This is a genomic window from Pseudomonas sp. rhizo25, assembly GCF_031931935.1.
Lineage (GTDB): Bacteria > Pseudomonadota > Gammaproteobacteria > Pseudomonadales > Pseudomonadaceae > Aquipseudomonas > Aquipseudomonas synxantha.
Genome location: NZ_JAUJXA010000003.1, coordinates 343803 through 361372 on the forward strand (window position 1 = coordinate 343803; position 17570 = coordinate 361372).

General features: G+C 58.7%; 19 protein-coding genes. 6 read left to right on the top strand and 13 right to left on the bottom strand.

Features of this window, described 5'->3' with window-relative positions; translation table 11 throughout:
- Positions 1-43: 43 nt before the first annotated feature.
- From QZR30_RS08545 to QZR30_RS08590, 10 genes are all read right to left on the bottom strand, one after another.
- On the bottom strand, positions 44-1012 hold the full coding sequence (locus QZR30_RS08545) for a fimbrial protein (protein ID WP_311903183.1): 969 nt from the start codon (positions 1010-1012) through the stop codon (positions 44-46).
- A 113-nt stretch (positions 1013-1125) separates the two neighbouring features.
- Positions 1126-1668, bottom strand: coding sequence for a fimbrial protein (locus QZR30_RS08550; RefSeq protein WP_046068224.1), 543 nt, complete (start codon positions 1666-1668; stop codon positions 1126-1128).
- Between the two features lie 13 nt (positions 1669-1681).
- Positions 1682-2161, bottom strand: a complete 480-nt coding sequence (locus tag QZR30_RS08555; RefSeq protein WP_046072467.1) for a fimbrial protein — start codon at positions 2159-2161, stop codon at positions 1682-1684.
- A gap of 29 nt (positions 2162-2190) precedes the next feature.
- The gene (locus QZR30_RS08560; RefSeq protein WP_046068223.1) at positions 2191-2682 is read right to left on the bottom strand and encodes a fimbrial protein; all 492 of its coding nucleotides are present in this window, start codon (positions 2680-2682) and stop codon (positions 2191-2193) included.
- 10 nt (positions 2683-2692) lie between these two features.
- Positions 2693-3274, bottom strand: a complete 582-nt coding sequence (locus QZR30_RS08565) for a fimbrial protein (RefSeq protein ID WP_046068222.1) — start codon at positions 3272-3274, stop codon at positions 2693-2695.
- Between the two features lie 18 nt (positions 3275-3292).
- Positions 3293-4054: a fimbria/pilus periplasmic chaperone gene (locus QZR30_RS08570; RefSeq protein ID WP_311903184.1), complete on the bottom strand. Its 762-nt coding sequence runs from the start codon at positions 4052-4054 to the stop codon at positions 3293-3295.
- Positions 4051-6660, bottom strand: a complete 2610-nt coding sequence (locus tag QZR30_RS08575; RefSeq protein WP_148660741.1) for an outer membrane usher protein — start codon at positions 6658-6660, stop codon at positions 4051-4053. The genes QZR30_RS08570 and QZR30_RS08575 overlap by 4 nt, the downstream gene beginning before the upstream one ends.
- Positions 6661-6679: 19 nt before the next feature.
- Positions 6680-7240: a fimbrial protein gene (locus QZR30_RS08580; RefSeq protein WP_046072465.1), complete on the bottom strand. Its 561-nt coding sequence runs from the start codon at positions 7238-7240 to the stop codon at positions 6680-6682.
- A 52-nt stretch (positions 7241-7292) separates the two neighbouring features.
- Positions 7293-7814 (bottom strand): fimbrial protein, encoded by a 522-nt coding sequence (locus QZR30_RS08585; protein WP_046068220.1) that lies wholly within the window; start codon positions 7812-7814, stop codon positions 7293-7295.
- A 491-nt stretch (positions 7815-8305) separates the two neighbouring features.
- The gene (locus QZR30_RS08590) at positions 8306-8491 is read right to left on the bottom strand and encodes a hypothetical protein (RefSeq protein WP_046068219.1); all 186 of its coding nucleotides are present in this window, start codon (positions 8489-8491) and stop codon (positions 8306-8308) included.
- A gap of 309 nt (positions 8492-8800) precedes the next feature.
- On the opposite strand from QZR30_RS08590, the gene galU reads away from it, so the two are divergent.
- Together galU and gorA are read left to right on the top strand one after the other, a co-directional pair.
- A complete protein-coding gene (gene galU, locus QZR30_RS08595; RefSeq protein WP_046068218.1) occupies positions 8801-9640 on the top strand; it encodes a UTP--glucose-1-phosphate uridylyltransferase GalU in 840 nt (279 codons plus the stop codon).
- 105 nt (positions 9641-9745) lie between these two features.
- Positions 9746-11104 (top strand): glutathione-disulfide reductase, encoded by a 1359-nt coding sequence (gene gorA, locus QZR30_RS08600; protein WP_046068217.1) that lies wholly within the window; start codon positions 9746-9748, stop codon positions 11102-11104.
- Here gorA and QZR30_RS08605 read toward each other — a convergent pair whose 3' ends face one another.
- Positions 11105-12112 (bottom strand): DNA-binding protein, encoded by a 1008-nt coding sequence (locus QZR30_RS08605; RefSeq protein WP_068967186.1) that lies wholly within the window; start codon positions 12110-12112, stop codon positions 11105-11107.
- A gap of 168 nt (positions 12113-12280) precedes the next feature.
- Here QZR30_RS08605 and QZR30_RS08610 point away from each other — a divergent pair, with 168 nt between their 5' ends.
- The 3 genes from QZR30_RS08610 (at position 12281) to ahpF (ending at position 15605) form a co-directional block, all read left to right on the top strand.
- Entirely contained in the window at positions 12281-13213 is a 933-nt protein-coding gene (locus QZR30_RS08610; RefSeq protein ID WP_046068215.1) for a site-specific integrase, read from the top strand.
- 132 nt (positions 13214-13345) lie between these two features.
- On the top strand, positions 13346-13909 hold the full coding sequence (gene ahpC, locus QZR30_RS08615) for an alkyl hydroperoxide reductase subunit C (RefSeq protein WP_003191303.1): 564 nt from the start codon (positions 13346-13348) through the stop codon (positions 13907-13909).
- A gap of 130 nt (positions 13910-14039) precedes the next feature.
- The gene (ahpF, locus tag QZR30_RS08620) at positions 14040-15605 is read left to right on the top strand and encodes an alkyl hydroperoxide reductase subunit F (RefSeq protein ID WP_311903185.1); all 1566 of its coding nucleotides are present in this window, start codon (positions 14040-14042) and stop codon (positions 15603-15605) included.
- Between the two features lie 64 nt (positions 15606-15669).
- Here ahpF and gloA read toward each other — a convergent pair whose 3' ends face one another.
- Positions 15670-16191: a lactoylglutathione lyase gene (gene gloA, locus QZR30_RS08625; protein ID WP_046068213.1), complete on the bottom strand. Its 522-nt coding sequence runs from the start codon at positions 16189-16191 to the stop codon at positions 15670-15672.
- Positions 16192-16367: 176 nt separating this feature from the next.
- On the opposite strand from gloA, the gene QZR30_RS08630 reads away from it, so the two are divergent.
- On the top strand, positions 16368-16904 hold the full coding sequence (locus QZR30_RS08630; protein WP_046068212.1) for a DUF4946 domain-containing protein: 537 nt from the start codon (positions 16368-16370) through the stop codon (positions 16902-16904).
- A 112-nt stretch (positions 16905-17016) separates the two neighbouring features.
- Here QZR30_RS08630 and QZR30_RS08635 read toward each other — a convergent pair whose 3' ends face one another.
- Positions 17017-17382, bottom strand: a complete 366-nt coding sequence (locus QZR30_RS08635) for a histone-like nucleoid-structuring protein, MvaT/MvaU family (protein WP_046068211.1) — start codon at positions 17380-17382, stop codon at positions 17017-17019.
- Between the last annotated feature and the right edge of the window lie 188 nt (positions 17383-17570).

Genomic DNA, 17570 nt, shown 5'->3' on the forward strand with positions numbered 1-17570 from the left:
TCTCGTTGCTCCACTATCGGTATTCCCACTTCTTTTGCCTGTTTCATGGCACACCCATCACCAGCACGCCGCTGCCGCTTATTGCCCCTGCCGTGGGGAGTGATCCCGCGCGGCGAACCAGGGCGAACGTCACATCGTCGCCGCCCACGCTGTTGGTAATCTGGGTACGGAATGAACCGTTGACTTGAACCGCGGCCCCCGCACGGACCAAGGCGGTCCCCACGTCCGGATTGGTCATGGTCAGCAACCGGTTGTCGAACGACGACGGGATGCCTTTGTAGGTAATGGTTATAGGGGTGGTGATGCCGCCATCCGGGCAAGCGTAGGTAAGCCTGCGGTTGGTGCGGATGGCACTTGTCAGGGGATCGCTGCCGATCGCCCGCTGCTGTACGTCGCCGAAGTTGATTTCGATGGGGTTGTTATTGTTGATGGTGCAGGTTGAGGGGGAGATGTCGAAGTTGTTTGCGGCGGTGTACGTCAGTACGAGCCTCGTACTTCCCGAACTGTAATTGTTGGTCTGGTGGAGGTTCAACGCGCCCAGGATATCGCCTATTCGAACATCGATAGGGTTGCTAGGGTCGTTTCGCAGCAAGATATAGGGGGCTACATTGATCAAATACCCCGCGCCGTTATTAGGCATGGTCGCGATCCGGATGTTAAACGGCACAGGCGTGTTGTAAAACGTGCCGTTTATGCGCAAGCCGGTACCTTGCAGGGAAAATTTCGGACCGGGTACCCAAGGGGGACCGGCTTGCGCGGATGTTCCCCAATAGTCAATGCGCGTAGGGTGGGCAGGCGAGGGGGTGAATCGGCACTCCAACCATGCCCCTTCAAGGATCAGGCGGGTACTGTCCGAACCTACGCGGACAGTAACGGGGACTTCCAGGTTCAGAATCCCACCGTCGCCTACGTATTGCCATCTTCCGCCATTCACGCGGCAATCGGCTGCTCGCACGGTGGTGGCAGTACTCAGCAGGACGAGAAGCAAAATAGCGCCGTAGAGTCGTTTCATGGTTATCTCTCGTTGCTCTTCTATCCGAACAGCGGCCACAGGCATCCAACCCCGTGTTGCGCCGCCCGGAAGAGATTCGAAGGTTTCCCAGGCTGTTCTCAGCCTGGGAATGACTACGGATAGTCCAGCGTGAACGTGGACGTTACCGTGTAGGCGCCATGCCCGATGGTCTGGTCCTGGATAGCCCGCGGCTCTCCCTGCACATAGGCCTTGAGTTCGATCACATTGTTGCCATCGCTCAACGCCTGTCTGTCGCTCACCGTATTAAGGGGCAGAGGCTTGTTAGCCAGTGTCTCGATGCCCACGCCGATGCCGGTGGCGCCGCTGCCGCCATCAAGGGCGAGCAGCCCGGGCAGTGCCGGGTTCTCCCTGCCACCGAAGGTGATCGTGACGGTGTTGCCCACCGTGGTGTCGCAGTCCACCAAGTGAAGCTTGAAGGCCTTGCCCAATGATCGCGTGTTGAGGTACAGGTACTTGCTGGTCAGGTCCCAGAGTTCCAGGGTGATGGCCTCGTCACCGGGGCGAATCGTGCAAGCTTCTTCAACCAGGTTGCCCTTGAAACTGAGGTTGTCCGCGGCCTTGCCTTCGGCCATCAGGCCCACACCAAGTACCAGCGCGGCGAAGGTCCAACCCTTGTGAGTAGGTGTATGTCCCATGGTTTTCCAACTCCTACTGGTATTCGGCCAACAGCGTGGCCACCGCGGTAAACCGGGCGGGGGCCAGGGTTGCACCGGGTTGCTTGACCGGCACCACTTCCAATACCGGCGGCGACGACAGGCTGATTTCAAGCGGTGTATTGAGGGCAAACGGCAGGTTGTTCTGGAACACCCGGATGCCCAGCGCCGGCACACTGGTCTGCACGGCTGCGCCGTCGAACGTTGTCGCGGTGCCGTTGACGCTCAACTTCAGCGCCCAGGGCAGGGTGTCGGTGCCACAGCTGATGGTGTAGCTCAGGCCCTGGCGGTATTTCACACCGTCGACACGTTTTACCCCGACATCGCCAAAATCCACTTCAATGGTGTTGCCGGCATCGATGGTGCAGGGCGGCGGCTCGTTCAATGTGCCGCTGAACGTCAGGTTGGCCGAGGCGACATTGCACAGGCCGATGGCACACAGGGCGAGCAACGTTCTCTGCGGCCAAAAAGTCATGGTGCGTTTCTCTTCATGGTTGATCGGCTTCATTGGTAATCCACCACCAGGGTGGCGGTCGCATCGAAGGCGCCACCGGTCAATTTGCTGCCTGGACGTTTGACCGGCACGGCCTGCACCACCGGGAAGTTGGGGTAGGTAAAGTTCACTGCTGTGTTCAAAGGCCAGTCAGCGCCATTGACGAACAGCTTCACCCCGAGATCGGGCTTGCGCGTCACCAGCACCCGATTGTCGAACGCGGCGCCGGTGCCCTTGAGCTCCAGTGTCAGTGCATTGCTGTACGGTGCATCACAGGTGACGGTGTAGGGCACACCGCGGCGGTAGTTGACCCCGTCGATCCGTGAGGTCAGCAGGTCATCGCCAAACGGCACGTTGAGCGTACTGCCGCTGTTGATGACACACGGCGGCGGTGCAATGATCACTGCGCGGATGGTCAGGCTGGTCTCGGCCTGCACCGCCTGGCTGGCGGCCCACAGCAGGCCGCCCATAAACACGGCCCATGGGCCGTTTGACTTAGCCATTATTCTGCCCTTACTCATAATTGAGCCTGAAATCCACCACGGCTCGGAATGCCCCGCTGGTCAACGGCGCGGAGGTGCGCGTGGGCCGAACCTTCCAGGTCTGTGTGTTGCCGCCCAGGGGCAGGAACAAAGGTTCGCCCCGTTGGCCCAGGTTGACATCCCGCCCAAGCACATCGGTCAACTGCAGGCCCATCCCGGTGATGCCTTGCACCTTGACCAGGCGTGGATCATCAGCATCGGCCGGTGCCAGGAACGCCACCGACAGCACCGGTTGAAAGGCACTCCAGGTCAGGTTCCCCGTGCGCTCGCTACGGATGCTGCCGGCGATGCGGTTGCAATCGGTAAAGCGCAGTTGGAAAGGCACCGCCCTTGCCTGGTCACCGGGCCGGCGCAACTGGCTGGTAGAAACATCGCCTAGGTCAATGGTCTGATGCAGCGAGGTCATCTCCAGGCTGCATGGGGTTTCATGCATGGACCCGGAAATATTCAGCCGTCCGCTCATGCCTTCTATATCGTCTTCGTCCTGGGCCTGTGCGCTGCCGACAACGGCCAGTAGCAGGCCGCCCAAGACCTTCACATAATGCGATTTCATCACTGACTCCGGCGGGCGTTACTGTGTGAGCGGGGCTGCTTGCGGGTTCACCTTGCAAGTCTCGCCGCTGCAGGTGAACGCCAGCAGCGGACGTCCGCCGTAGTCATTCACGTAGGCCAGGTAAGGGGCGGTGCCGAGTGCCTTGGCCGTCGGGCCCAGGGTCAGCGAGCCTTTGGGGGGCACCATCAGCGGCTCGAAACCGGGCACGGTCTTGCCATCCTTGGTGCTGCGCGCATCCACCAGGGTCACGAAGTACGGCGTCGGGTTGTTCACCTGGTAATGTTCGCCCTGCCGGGAAAGGGTCAGTTTTTCCTGCCAAGGGTTGGCCAGGTCTTGCTGGCTCGGGGTGATGGCTTGCGGTCGGTAGAACAACTTGATGCGGGTCTGCAGCGCGATTTGCAGGGTGTTGGCTTTATCGCTGCGTGGCGGAATTTCCCGCAGGTTGAAGTAGTAGACCGTCTCTCGATCCTGGGGCAAGGATTTGGCCGCGGGCAGCGCCTGGACTTTCACCTGGCTCTGTTTTCCAGGCTCCACGCGCTGCACCGGTGGCAGCACGATCAGCGGCGCGGTGATTTTCTGGCCTTGTTCATCTTCAATCCAGCCCTGGGCCAGGTACGGCAACTGGGTGTTGTTGTTGGTGATGTTCACGCTGGTGGCGTCCTTGCCGCCATCGAAGATCACGCGGGTACGGTCCAGCGCGATAGCAGCATTGGCGCCTTGGCACATGCCGATGGCAAGCAATGCGAGGGACGAAAGGGTAAGGCGGGTGTTAAGGCTCATGAGGATGTGTGCTCCGTGGCGGTGGGCTTGCCGGACAGCTCTGCCGGCGCGGACAAGGTTTGTTCAGTGGCTACCATCCGGCAGTCCAGTTGCAGGGCATGGGACAGGCCATCAGCCGGCAAGGCCTGCGGCAGCGTGAGGACGCAGCGTGAGCGTTCGCCCCAGCTGACAAACATTTGCTCGCCGGCCTGGATACCGCTCAGGTAGACGCTGCCGCCATCATTCACAATGCCGGTGTCTTGCTGCTTGGCGTTCTTGACCTGCGCGCCGAAGGGCGGCGCACTGCCGTCTGATAGGCGCAGCACAGCCATGGCTTTCTCACCGGAAATCACTTCCAGGGACCGGTAGCCGATGGCGCCTTCGGTGAGGGTCACCTGCGTGACTGATTGGGTGGCCTCGACGTTCTTCGGCAGACGCTCCAGATCCACGCTGGCCGCCGTACGCTGGTAGCTGCTCAGATCGGCAATTACTGCTTTGCCAAAGGCATTGCTGCGCGTCGGCGTGCCGTAACCGCGCACTGGCACATCGGCTACACTGCTGGTATCGACCATTAAGCGCGTGCCGCCCATGCTGCCGGTGCGATGCAGTGCTGCGCCGTGGCGCGTGAGCGTACCGCCGCCGCGAGCCGACATGCTCAGGCTGGTGTTGCCTTGCTGGCGACTGGCAGCGAGTGTCAGGTCAGCCTGCTCACCGGTGTGGCTCAGGTAACCACTGGCGGAATTGTCGCTGGCACTGAGCTGGTAACTGTTGCGCTCATCCAGGCGATCGCTGTAGCGCGTTGAAAAGCCATTCTTGCCTGCGGCCCGGTTGGCATCCAGCGACAGGGTGCCACTGCGTCCCAGCGGCAGGCTGACGGTCAGTGCCATGCCGTTATCCTTATAGTTGTAGTCCTGAGAGCGATAAACGTTGAGGGACAGGCTCATGTTCTTGACAGTGCCGACATTGAAGTAACGAGATACTGACAAGTTCCAGCGCTGGCTGGCCGGCCGCGACCAGTAAGTTTGTTTGTTATAGCTGGCGTACACCGTGGCGCCCAAGTCACGAAACTGCTTGTTGACGGTGGCGGTATACAGCGCCTTGCTGCCGCCAATCGGTTTGAATTCGCCGGCGTATTGACCGAACTCATCGTATTTGCCGCGTCCTGCGAGTTCGCCGTTCATGCCGTAGTGACGCGCATCCAGGTATTCACTCATGCTCAGGAAGTTCTTATCGGAAAAGCGATAACCGGCAAAGGTTACTTGGCTGTCATATTGTTCAAAGTTCTTCGAATATTGCAGGCGATAGGACTTACCCGAGAGTGTTTGATTCCACACGTTTGCGTGGGACTGGGTGACGTCCAGGGATAACGCGCCCAGCACCAGCAGGTCACGACCCGCACCGACAGTGGCCGCACGGTAGTTGTTATCGGTGATGGCGCCACCGAACAACGACCAGCCATTGCTGATACCCCAGGAGAACTCCCCGGTACCGAAGAAGTTACCGTCGGCTCCATACTGAAGATCAGAAGGCCGCCCAGTCGCCAGCTTGTATCGAACTTGCCCAGGGCGCGTCAGGTAGGGAACACCTGCGGTGTTGAGCTTGAAGGTCTGTACTGAACCATCCTGCTCTTCCACGCGCACATCCAGCGTCCCGGTCACCGCATCATTGAGGTCCTGGATGCGAAAGGGGCCGGCAGCCACCAGGGTTTCATACAGCACACGCCCTTGCTGGCTGACCACCACCCTGGCATTGGTCTTGGCCACCCCGACAACTTCTGGCGCATAGCCGCGCAAGTTCGGTGGCAGTTGGCTTTCGTCCGAATTCAACGCGGCACCGGTAAAGCGGAAGCTGTCGAACAGGTCCGAATACAGGTAGTTTTCGCCAACCACCAGTCGCGCCTTCAATGACGGAATGGCGCGGTAGGCGTAGTAGCGGCTCCATTCCAGCTTCTGCTCCCCGGCGGACCGATCCCTTGCGCTGTCGACACGCCCCTGCCAATCGGCGCGCAGGCGCCAGGCCCCGGCATTGGCCCCCAGTGTGCCGTTACCGCTGAGGTGATTGCGCGTGCGCTCGTTTTTCTGGGCGTTGGACTGCGCCGTCAGGTTGTAGTCAACCAGCAACCCCGGCACCCCCTCATCCCAGCGCGCGGGTGGATCCCAGTTAAGTGCGCTGTACTCGAGATAGGCATGGGGCAGGTTGATGTCCAGCGTGGAGGTCGCCAGGTCCGCACTGACCTGCGCCCCCGGCAGGCCTTGGAGGTCCAGGCATTCGCCGTCTTTCCACGCGGTGAGCCTGGCGGCATCGGATGCCTTCAGGCCCAGCTGTTCCACCAGTGTGGGGGACACGCAAGCCTGGCTTCCCTTGGGATCATCTTCGGGGGGGTAGAACGCCACCGCTTGCTCGGAAATTGGTTGGCCATTGATCTGCACGAACATTGTGTAGGTGCCGGGCAGAATGAAACCGCCTCGCGCAAACCGGGACAAATCAATATTGCTGCGATCATTCAGATCAAGAACGTCGGTATTGAATTCGATATCGCCGGCACCCAAGGCAGTGCCTGCCAGTGACATCAGCCCGCCAACCAGCCCGGGGCGAAGTGTATTTTTGATCTTCGACGCATTCAGCATGAAAGCAACCCATCAATGTTCAAAAGTATTCCAACTTGAACCGCACCGCGACACGGTGAGCACCTGGCGCCAGTGGCAGCCCGTTGCCGACCAGGCGGAGCGTGTAGTGAAGTGTGATGTCACCCTCGGCCAGGGGGTGCGGAGCCATCGGCTCGCCTGGCACGCTCTCCTGTCCAGCCGAATCCCAGATATGGAAGGCCACTCCCTGTGAGTCACCGAAGGCAGCAAAGGAGCGGCCGTCCCTGTCGCGAGGGCCGTCAAACGTCACCCGCAGATGCTCCCAGTCAGGCAAGGTGGCGCCGGGGCGCGAAGGGTCCGGGCGCGTCAGGGTGCAATTGACCAGACGCAACTCAAACGGGTGCGGCTCCCCCAGCGCATTGCGCAGCAGCCTGCCTATGGGCTCGGGCGTCATCTCGATGGACTGGTCGGCACTGGTCAGTTCCAGCCCGCACGCGGAGTCGACGATCTCTCCACCTAGGGTGACGACGCCTTCGCCTTGCGACGGTTCCTGGGCAAACACCCAGGGGCTGATGCACATCGTCAATGTGGAGGTGACTGCGAGACTTAAGAATCTTTTCACCGTTATCTCCCACCAGTTCCCCCCGCCACCCATCGATGGCGGGGGGAAAGCCTTACTGATAAGCCAGGGTGAAGTTGGTGACTGCGCTGAAATCACCGGGGACGATGTCGCCGGTAGCGGCGCCTTGAACGTAGGCACCGAATTCCAGGGTGTTATCGCCCGTGGAAATCGCTTGCGGGGTGGTGGCGACACCCAGCTCAACGGGCCTGCCGCCATGGGTCATCATGATGCCGATGCGACCAGCGCCACCAACGGTGCCGATCGCGCCCGGCACATCGCTGGAGGGAGCGGCGGTGAACGTGGTGGTCACCGTGTTATCGGTGAGATCGGTCAGGTCGCAGCCTTCCAGTTCGATTTTCACGCTGCGGGCCTCAGACTTGCCGCCTGCCTGCAGTTGATGCTTTGCGATAGCGCCAAGATTGACGGTCTGATCGATGGATTCAGGCTTGATTGAGCAGGCACCCGAGTGGACCGATCCCAAAAAAGTAACTGTTCCATCCGCCGCATGGGCAGCGGAGATCGAACCCGCGAACAACCCGATGGTCAACAGCGCAGTTTTAAATTTAGTTTTCATTTGCAGATGCCTACATAAAAGATGTCATTGATTGAGCCTCGCCACGGTGTGTGCGGGACTTACTTCTTCGCTTCAAAAGTGGCTCGCGGAAAACCCGATCAAGCGTCTGCCGAGTTGTAGTCAAGAAAGTGTTTTTCCAACTACTTGCATTGCAATTTCGCGTCACATTTGAGGCGAGGTGATTGTCCACGCTCGCCCTGTGTAAGTAAGTCGCCTGATTCGCTAAGTCGTGTAGCTGCGCGGTATCACGTGCTATAGGAGGATTATGGCAATATGCCAAAACTTAAATTTAAGCTGTAAGAGATGGACTACATGCGACTTAATGAGAATGTTTTAGTTAGATACGAGACTGTAAGAAGGGGATTACAACGCCTGAAAAATAACAGCGTCCAGGCGAGGTGAGCAACTTAGAGATGGTTTCAATGCACTACCAGGATCGGCGCGCACAAAAAAGCCCCGTTAACCGGGGCTTCTTGTGCTGCAGGAGAGGCTTACTTGCCTTTCGGCCTTTTGCTCGATGCATGGCCCGCTTCATCCACAAACACTTCGGCGACCGCAATCGCCTGGCTTTCGGTGGCAAATGTCCCGGCAACGCTGTCGCCGTGGAAATTGATCAAGTGCCAGCCGTCCGCTCGCTCTGTGATCAGGTAGCCGTTTACACCTTTTGGTTCTGACATCTATTGGCAATCTCGTGGTCGGGTTCAAGCTGCCCATGATAGCGCCAAATACCCTGGGGGCGGGCAAGATGTTGCAGGTCAGTGCCCGGCGGCTGAAAGCGTGCTAAAACGGTTGGCAGCCTTTTAAATAAAGGGGACGGGCGTTTTTTGCCTGGCCATTGGTGAAGCCCTTTGTAAGATCAGCGGAACTTACGCCGACATTTTTTCTCTATGATGACATCGCAACGCCAGCAGCCCCCATTGTAAGGTGACTGCGGCCTGATTAGACTGCGCCGAATTCCGTACGCACAGCCCTTTGTAAGGACTCATATGATCAAGAAATGCTTGTTCCCAGCAGCCGGTTACGGCACTCGCTTCTTGCCAGCGACCAAGGCCATGCCCAAAGAGATGCTGCCGGTGGTGAACAAGCCACTGATCCAGTACGGCGTCGAAGAGGCCCTGGATGCCGGCTTGAACGAAATCTCCATCGTGACCGGTCGTGGTAAGCGCGCCCTGGAAGACCACTTCGACATCAGCTACGAGTTGGAAAACCAGATCAAGGGCACCGACAAGGAAAAATACCTGGTCGGTATTCGTAAGTTGCTCGACGAGTGCTCGTTCTCCTACACCCGCCAGACCCAGATGAAAGGCCTTGGCCACGCCATCCTCACCGGTCGACCGCTGATCGGCGACGAGCCGTTCGCAGTCGTGCTGGCCGATGACCTGTGTGTGAACCTGGACGGCGATGGCGTGCTGACCCAGATGGTCAAGCTCTACCAGAAGTATCGCTGCACCATCGTTGCGGTGATGGAAGTTGATCCATCTCAGACCAACAAGTACGGCGTGATCGCCGGTGACGATATTGGTGATGGCCTGATTCGCGTGCGCGACATGGTCGAGAAGCCAGCACCGGAAGACGCGCCGTCGAACCTGGCAATCATCGGTCGCTACATCCTGACCCCGGATATCTTCAAGCTGATCGAAGAAACCGAGCCAGGCAAGGGCGGCGAGATCCAGATCACCGACGCGCTGATGAAGCAGGCCAAAGATGGCTGCGTGATTGCCTACAAGTTCAAAGGCCAACGTTTTGACTGCGGCGGTGCTGAAGGTTATATCGAAGCGACCAACTTCTGCTTCGAGCACTTCTACAAGACTGGCAAGGCTTACTGATTCACGCTTGCCCGTCTGTTTCAACAGAAAGCCACCTTCGGGTGGCTTTTTCGTTTTTCGGCCCCATGTAAGTCGGTATGCTGGCGTCCTGCCGAGGAGAATGAAATGGCCTATGATTTTGACCTGTATGTAATTGGCGCCGGTTCCGGCGGTGTTCGCGCGGCGCGCTTTGCCGCGGGCTTTGGCGCCAAGGTGGCCGTGGCTGAAAGCCGCTACCTGGGTGGTACTTGCGTGAATGTCGGCTGCGTGCCGAAAAAGCTCTTGGTGTACGGTGCGCATTTTGCCGAAGACTTCGAACAGGCCAGCGGTTTCGGCTGGTCGCTGGGCGAGGCGAACTTTGATTGGGCCACTCTGATCGCCAACAAGGATCGCGAGATCAATCGCCTCAACGGCATTTATCGCAACCTGCTGGTCAACAGTGGCGTGACCTTGCATGAAGGGCATGCACGCCTGGTTGATGCCCATCAGGTGGAGATCAATGGCGAGCGGTTTACCGCCAAGCATATCCTGATCGCTACCGGTGGCTGGCCGCAGATCCCGGAGATTCCAGGGCGCGAACACGCCATTGGTTCCAATGAGGCGTTCTTCCTCAAAGAGCTGCCTAAGCGTGTGCTGGTGGTGGGCGGTGGTTACATTGCGGTTGAGTTCGCTGGCATTTTCCACGGCTTGGGCGCGCAGACGTCATTGCTGTACCGCGGCGACCTGTTCCTGCGCGGCTTTGATGGCTCGGTGCGCAAGCACTTGCAGGAAGAGCTGACCAAGCGCGGCTTGGACCTGCAATTCAATACCGACATCGAGCGCATCGACAAGCAAGCCGACGGCAGCCTCAAGGCCACTCTTAAGGATGGGCGTGTGCTGGAGGCCGATTGCGTGTTCTATGCCACCGGTCGCCGCCCGATGCTGGACAACCTGGGCCTGGAAAATACCGGGGTCAAGTTGGATGAGCGTGGTTTTGTCGCCGTGGATGAGCTGTACCAGACTGCCGAGCCGTCGATCCTGGCCATTGGCGATGTCATTGGTCGTGTGCAGCTGACGCCCGTGGCACTGGCCGAAGGCATGGCCGTGGCGCGGCGCTTGTTCAAGCCCGAGCAATACCGTGCGGTGGATTACGCCAATATCGCAACGGCGGTGTTCAGCCAGCCGACGATCGGCACCGTAGGCCTGAGCGAAGAGGATGCGCGTGCCAAAGGCCACAAGGTGCAGATTTTCGAAAGCCGGTTCCGGCCGATGAAGCTGACCCTCACGGACTGTCAGGAAAAGACCCTGATGAAGCTGGTGGTCGACGCCGACACCGACAAAGTGCTGGGTTGCCACATGGTTGGCCCGGATGCTGGTGAGATCGTGCAAGGCCTGGCGATCGCGCTCAAGGCGGGCGCGACCAAGCAGCATTTCGACGAGACCATCGGCGTGCACCCTACGGCGGCGGAAGAATTCGTCACCATGCGCACGCCTGTGGCCGACTGATCAGGTTGGCTCCGTTGCCTCTGGCGCCGTCGCAACGACGGCCGCCAGGCGCAACGCGTCGATACTCGCCTGGGCCTTGATCAGGTCCAGTTCCAGCGCCTTGTTGTGCCGTTGGTGCTCAAGCAGCGCCTCATGGCGCGACTGGCTGTCCTGCATGGCAACACGCAAGCGTTCCTGGAGCAGGGTGCGCTCGCTGTCGATCCGGCTGAGCTGCTCGTTCAGTTTGAGTTGTGCGGCTTGATCCTTGCGGACCTGCTCTTGCAGCGTATTGAGTTCCTTGACCGTCACACGCTGCTCAATCAGCAGGCGTTCATTGTCCCGATGCAGCTGGGTGATTTCATCCTGGCGCACCAGTGCGTTTTGCTGGGCCTGGCGCAGCTCGGCCTGGATCTGTTGCAACTGGCCTTCATGGCGGCGCTGCTCCTGTTCACGCTGTTCCTTGATTGCATTGCGGTAATGCTCAAGCGCATCCCGGGCATGCAGGTGCTTTTCTTCCAGTGAGCGAATCTGCTCGTCCTTGTCGCTGATCCTCAGCTCGTAATCGCTGCACGCCTGGCTCAGCCCGGCGTTGCGGGTCTGTTCGGCCTGCAGGCTGGTGCTGGCGGTTTGCAGGGCGGCGCTTTCTTCCGTCAGGGCCGCGGCCTGGATATCAAATTGCTGCTTAAGCTGGGCATGCGCCTCTTCCAGGGTTTCAACCTGGGCGAGCAGGGCGGCTTTCTGTTGTTCGAATTGGGCCAGGGCCAGGTCAATCGGCTCTTGAGCTTTCTCTTTCAGACGTTGGGCCAGGCGCGCGACCAGTTCGCCCAGCTCGTCGTCAATCGGCGCCTGGGTGATCGCCTGGCGGGTCTCGCTCTCGTCCAACTCCTTCAAATAGCGATGAATAGTGGTTTTCGAGCCGGTATTGCCCATCTCGATGCGTACGGCATCGATGCTGGGGTTTTCGCCTCGGGCAAGGATTGCCAGGCGTGCCGTCTGAACTACTGCTTTGTTTATGCCGCCGCGAGCCATGGGGTCTCCGTCGATTTGATAATGTGGTACGTATTATGTATATACGTACTATAGCATGTCTAAAAAATCGTAGAAATTCATGATTTAACAGGCGGGATATTGGCGTATTATCCCGTGTCACGGCAGTTTTCATTGCCACTCCACCCGCCAACAGTACGAAAGACGCCCATGAGCGACCTGGACCGATATCTCAACGCCGCCACCCGCGACAACACGCGCCGCAGCTATCGGGCTGCAATCGAGCATTTCGAAGTGACATGGGGCGGGTTCCTGCCCGCCACCAGCGACAGCGTGGCGCGTTACCTGGTAGCGCATGCCGGAGTGTTGGCAGTGAACACCTTGAAGCTGCGGCTCTCGGCTTTGTCGCAGTGGCATCTCAGCCAAGGCTTTGCAGACCCGACCAAGGCGCCGGTGGTGCGCAAGGTGCTCAAGGGGATCCGTGCGGTGCACCCGGCGCGAGAAAGACAGGCCGAGCCCTTGCAGCTCAAGCACCTGGAGCAGGTAGTCGCGTCCCTGGAAAGTGAGGCGAGGCAGGCCGCTGCTGATCAGGACATCCCTCGATTGCTACGCGCCAAGCGCGACACCGCGCTGATCCTGCTGGGCTTCTGGCGCGGTTTTCGCAGTGATGAACTGTGTCGGTTGAGTATCGAGCATGTCCAGGCAGTGCCGGGTGCCGGCATCAGCCTCTACCTGCCGCGCAGCAAAAACGACCGGGACAATCTCGGCAAGACTTACCAGACCCCAGCGCTGCTGCGCCTGTGCCCAGTGCAGGCCTATAGCGAGTGGCTCAGCGTCTCGGCCCTCGTGCGCGGCCCGGTCTTTCGCGGCATTGACCGCTGGGGCAATCTGGGCGAGGAGGGCTTGCACCCCAACAGTGTGATCCCCTTATTGCGCCAGGCCCTTGAACGCGCAGGCATTGCGGCTGAGCAATACACCAGTCATTCCCTGCGCCGAGGCTTCGCTACCTGGGCGCATCGCAGTGGCTGGGATTTGAAGTCACTGATGAGTTACGTCGGTTGGAGCGACATGAAATCCGCCATGCGCTATGTTGAAGCGACGCCGTTTCTTGGTATGACCCTGGCTACTCAACCGCTGTTGTAAGATTCTTCTATTAATACTGTTGCCTGATAGAGGAAGCCAATCGCCAACATCAGGTTTGCCAATGAGCCATCGACCGAGAGAGCCGGTAGGATTCACTTCATCAACTTACTAACCCCTGACGGAGAGTCAACGATGCCTATCATCAACAGCCAAGTAAAACCGTTTAAAGCCACCGCTTTCAAAAACGGCAGCTTCGTCGATGTGACCGACGCTGACCTGAAAGGCAAGTGGTCGGTGGTGTTCTTCTACCCAGCCGACTTCACCTTCGTCTGCCCAACCGAGCTGGAAGACCTGGCTGACAACTACGCCGAATTCCAGAAACTGGGCGTCGAGATCTACAGCGTTTCCACCGACACCCACTTTGCCCACGCTGCCTGGCATAACACTTCGCCAGCCATCGGCAAGATCCAGTACACCATGATCGGCGACCCAACCCTGACCATCTCGCGCAACTTCGACGTACTGATCGAAGAAGCCGGCCTGGCAGACCGCGGTACTTTCGTGATCAACCCAGAAGGTCAGATCAAGATTGTTGAACTGAACGACGGCGGTGTTGGCCGTGACGCTTCCGAGCTGCTGCGCAAGATCAAGGCTGCTCAATACGTCGCTGCCCACCCAGGCGAAGTCTGCCCAGCCAAGTGGAAAGAAGGCGAGGCCACTCTGGCTCCGTCCCTGGACCTGGTCGGTAAGATCTAAGTCTGTGAAGACGTATCAAGGGCGGGAATCCGCACTTAAGTAAGCTGCATCCGCCCTCAAAACGCCCGGGCGAGATTCGCTCGGGCGTTTTTTTGTCTGCAATAAACCGAATGAACAGGAAATCGCCCGTATGTTGGACGCCAATCTTAAAGCTCAGTTGAAGTCATACCTGGAACGGGTCACCCAGCCGATCGAGATCGTCGCCTCCCTCGACGACGGCGCGAAATCCCAGGAAATGCTTGCTCTTTTACAGGACGTCATCAGCCTCACCACGCTGATTACCCTGAAAACCGATGGCGATGATGCGCGCAGGCCGTCGTTCTCCATCAACCGCCTGGGTGCCGATATCAGCCTGCGCTTCGCCGGCATCCCCATGGGTCATGAATTCACTTCGTTGGTGCTGGCCCTGCTGCAAGTCGGTGGCCACCCGTCGAAGGCCAGTGTCGAGGTGATTGAACAGATTTGTGCCCTCAAAGGCGAGTTCAGCTTCGAGACTTACTTCTCGCTGTCGTGCCAGAACTGCCCGGACGTGGTACAGGCCTTGAACCTGATGGCCGTGCTGAACCCGAACATCCGCCACGTCGCCATCGACGGTGCGCTGTTCCAGGCCGAGGTCGACGAGCGCCAGATCATGGCGGTGCCGAGTGTCTACTTGAACGGGGTCAACTTCGGCCAGGGCCGTATGGGCCTGGAAGAAATCCTTGCCAAGCTCGACACCAGCGGTATCGAAAAAGCCGCGGAAAAGATCAGCGCCAAAGACGCCTTTGACGTCCTCGTCGTCGGCGGTGGCCCGGCCGGTTCTTCGGCAGCCATCTATGCGGCGCGCAAAGGCATTCGTACCGGAGTTGCCGCCGAACGTTTTGGTGGCCAGGTACTGGATACCATGTCGATCGAGAACTTTATCTCGGTACAGGAAACCGAAGGGCCGAAGCTGGCCAGTGCGTTGGAAGCGCATGTGCGCCAGTACGACGTGGACATCATGAATCTGCAACGTGCCAGTAGCCTGGTGCCGGCGAAAAATCCTGGTGAGTTGCACGAAATTCGCTTCGAAAGCGGCGCGACCCTCAAGTCCAAGACCGTGATCCTGGCTACTGGCGCCCGCTGGAGAGAGATGGGCGTTCCGGGCGAGCAGGAATACAAGGCCAAGGGCGTTTGCTTCTGCCCGCACTGCGACGGCCCATTGTTCAAGGGCAAGCGCGTGGCGGTGATCGGCGGCGGTAACTCCGGTGTTGAGGCTGCCATTGACCTGGCCGGGATCGTCAGCCATGTCACGCTGCTCGAGTTCGACAGCAAGTTGCGCGCTGATGCGGTCTTGCAACGCAAGCTCTATAGTCTGCCGAACGTGGATGTGATTACCAGCGCGCTGACCAGTGAAGTCAAGGGCGACGGCCAGAAAGTCACCGGTCTTGCCTACAAGGATCGCGACAGCGGCGAGTTCAAGACCATCGACCTGGAAGGTATCTTTGTTCAGATCGGCTTGCTGCCCAACACCGATTGGCTCAAGGGCACTGTAGAGCTGACTCCGCGCGGCGAGATCATCGTCGATGCCCGTGGCGAGACCTCATTGCCAGGCGTGTTTGCCGCCGGTGACGTCACTACCGTGCCTTACAAGCAGATTGTGATCGCGGTGGGTGAGGGGGCCAAGGCTTCGTTGAGCGCCTTTGATCACTTGATTCGTACGTCAGCTCCGGCATAACCGAGCCCTTGAAAAAAAGCCCCATGATTGCTCGTGGGGCTTTTTGTTTTCTGTCGTGCGAGGATTACATCGGCGCTGGCTGGATAATCTCGACCCAGTAGCCATCCGGGTCCTTGATGAAGGCGAGGCTCTTCATGCGGCCATCTGTCAGGCGCTTCTGGAAGTCGCAGCCCAGTGCTTCAAAACGCTCGCATGCCGCGACAATATCCGGCACCGAGATGCAGATATGGCCAAAGCCGCGAGGGTCAGTGTTGCCGTTATGGTAGGCAAAGTCGGCATCGTTTTCAGTGCCATGGTTGTGGGTCAGTTCCAGGATGCCCGGGATCGACTTCATCCACTGGGTGCGCTCGGCGGCGTCGGCCGGGATCTGGGCCTTGTCCACCAAGGCCAGGAAGTACAGGCTGAACTCGGCTTCCGGGAAGTCGCGCTTTTCAACCAGTGAGAACCCCAGGACACGGGTGTAGAAATCCAGTGACTGGGTAATGTCCTTGACCCGCAGCATGGTGTGGTTGAACACGAAGTTCGTCGTCGCGGTATCAGGCTGGGCGGTGACGCCCGGGAAAGTATTCAGTTCGTGCAGGCTCATGGGCCCTCCAGAAAAATGGGGCAAAGCGGTCCCTTGGCTTGCGGCAGCCTCCGTGCAGCCGGACCATGATACGCAAGGCCTGCCCGCTGCGCCAAATGAAAAAGCACAGGCAGCCCTTGCGACCCGCACCGGCTGGGCCGCAAACTTTGCTGCTTGAACTTTGGGTGTCTTTTGCAATGATCGAGTTTCGTAGACTGCTGTTGAGCGCTGTGTGTGGGTTGCTGTCCAGTCCGTGGGTGCTGGCCGCCGACCCGGAGATTCACTGGCCCAGTGGTTGGCAGGTCGAGGAAGTCGTGCCTGACGGCGAAACACCCGCCAAGCCTCAAGCAGTGTCGCGCCAGCGTGCGATCAAGAATGATGAAAATGGCGCGACGCTGATGGTTATGGAGTTGACCGGTACACCGATTGAAGCTGGACATAAAGTTAATCTTCCAGGCGTATTGCTGGAGATGCGCAAATCCATCCAAAAGGATTTTGCCCGAAGCGGTTATCAAAGCGTGTGCAGCAAGATGCACCCCAGCACATTGAGTCGCCTTGAAGCGCTCGAAACTACTTGCGTGATTACCGAGAATGGCCGGCACGTTCTGTCACAAACTTTAGTCGGTGCTGTGGATATTGATAAAGCCTATGTCTTTTCATACGCAGGCCAGGTGCAAGCCTATGAAGCGAGCAAGGATGAAGTGAGTTCGGTACGCAATAGCCTGAAATTATGACCCGGCCAAGTTGAGCGAATCTGAACAAAATAGGAGGGTGGGAAAGTTCGCTTTCGAACCGATAAAGCAACAGAACCCCGCGATGCGGGGTTCTGTTCTTAGTGCCTGTTGATCAGCCGCGAAGCCAGGAATCTACAGTGGCGGCGCCGTACTCTTCTTTCCAGGCTTTAAGGCCGCGGTGGTTGCCGCCTTTGGTCTCGATCAACTCGCCGGTATGCGGGTTGTGGTAAACCTTGACGACCCGTGCACGCCGCTGTTTAGGCGCAGTGGCAACTGACGCGCCAGCTTTGCGTGGGGTTGGGTCAAGAATGGCGATGACGTCGCGCAGGCTTTTACCGTAGCTGTCCATCAGCTTCTTGAGCTTTTCTTCGAATTCGATTTCTTTCTTCAGGCCTGCGTCGTTCTTCAAGGATTCCAGCTGCGCAAGCTGCTCTTGAAGGGCTTTTTCTGCTGCGCGAAATTCGGCGAGTCTGGACAAAATCTGTACTCCAATAGTGTAGTTGCTGATATCAACTGCAGACACAGCTATAAGCCAGGAACGTTAAGGTAACTCAACGAAATAGCCCCCTCTGCGAGTTCTGCACAGGTAGGAAAAATTGTAGTAGTTAATTCATCTCGAGTAAATCATGTCTGCCAGCAAAAGAACAATCTTTCATCAACGGTAGC

Excerpts from the sequence above, each read along its gene's own strand:
- ahpF (WP_311903185.1), top strand. The coding sequence starts at position 14,040 with ATGTTGGACGCCAATCTTAAAGCTCAGTTGAAGTCATACCTGGAACGG.
- QZR30_RS08575 (WP_148660741.1), bottom strand. The coding sequence starts at position 6,660 with ATGCTGAATGCGTCGAAGATCAAAAATACACTTCGCCCCGGGCTGGTT.
- QZR30_RS08610 (WP_046068215.1), top strand. The coding sequence starts at position 12,281 with ATGAGCGACCTGGACCGATATCTCAACGCCGCCACCCGCGACAACACG.
- QZR30_RS08585 (WP_046068220.1), bottom strand. The coding sequence starts at position 7,814 with ATGAAAACTAAATTTAAAACTGCGCTGTTGACCATCGGGTTGTTCGCG.
- QZR30_RS08565 (WP_046068222.1), bottom strand. The coding sequence starts at position 3,274 with ATGAAATCGCATTATGTGAAGGTCTTGGGCGGCCTGCTACTGGCCGTT.
- QZR30_RS08550 (WP_046068224.1), bottom strand. The coding sequence starts at position 1,668 with ATGGGACATACACCTACTCACAAGGGTTGGACCTTCGCCGCGCTGGTA.
- QZR30_RS08630 (WP_046068212.1), top strand. The coding sequence starts at position 16,368 with ATGATCGAGTTTCGTAGACTGCTGTTGAGCGCTGTGTGTGGGTTGCTG.
- QZR30_RS08570 (WP_311903184.1), bottom strand. The coding sequence starts at position 4,054 with ATGAGCCTTAACACCCGCCTTACCCTTTCGTCCCTCGCATTGCTTGCC.
- gloA (WP_046068213.1), bottom strand. The coding sequence starts at position 16,191 with ATGAGCCTGCACGAACTGAATACTTTCCCGGGCGTCACCGCCCAGCCT.
- QZR30_RS08605 (WP_068967186.1), bottom strand. The coding sequence starts at position 12,112 with ATGGCTCGCGGCGGCATAAACAAAGCAGTAGTTCAGACGGCACGCCTG.
- QZR30_RS08555 (WP_046072467.1), bottom strand. The coding sequence starts at position 2,161 with ATGACTTTTTGGCCGCAGAGAACGTTGCTCGCCCTGTGTGCCATCGGC.
- QZR30_RS08545 (WP_311903183.1), bottom strand. The coding sequence starts at position 1,012 with ATGAAACGACTCTACGGCGCTATTTTGCTTCTCGTCCTGCTGAGTACT.
- ahpC (WP_003191303.1), top strand. The coding sequence starts at position 13,346 with ATGCCTATCATCAACAGCCAAGTAAAACCGTTTAAAGCCACCGCTTTC.
- galU (WP_046068218.1), top strand. The coding sequence starts at position 8,801 with ATGATCAAGAAATGCTTGTTCCCAGCAGCCGGTTACGGCACTCGCTTC.
- QZR30_RS08590 (WP_046068219.1), bottom strand. The coding sequence starts at position 8,491 with ATGTCAGAACCAAAAGGTGTAAACGGCTACCTGATCACAGAGCGAGCG.
- gorA (WP_046068217.1), top strand. The coding sequence starts at position 9,746 with ATGGCCTATGATTTTGACCTGTATGTAATTGGCGCCGGTTCCGGCGGT.
- QZR30_RS08560 (WP_046068223.1), bottom strand. The coding sequence starts at position 2,682 with ATGGCTAAGTCAAACGGCCCATGGGCCGTGTTTATGGGCGGCCTGCTG.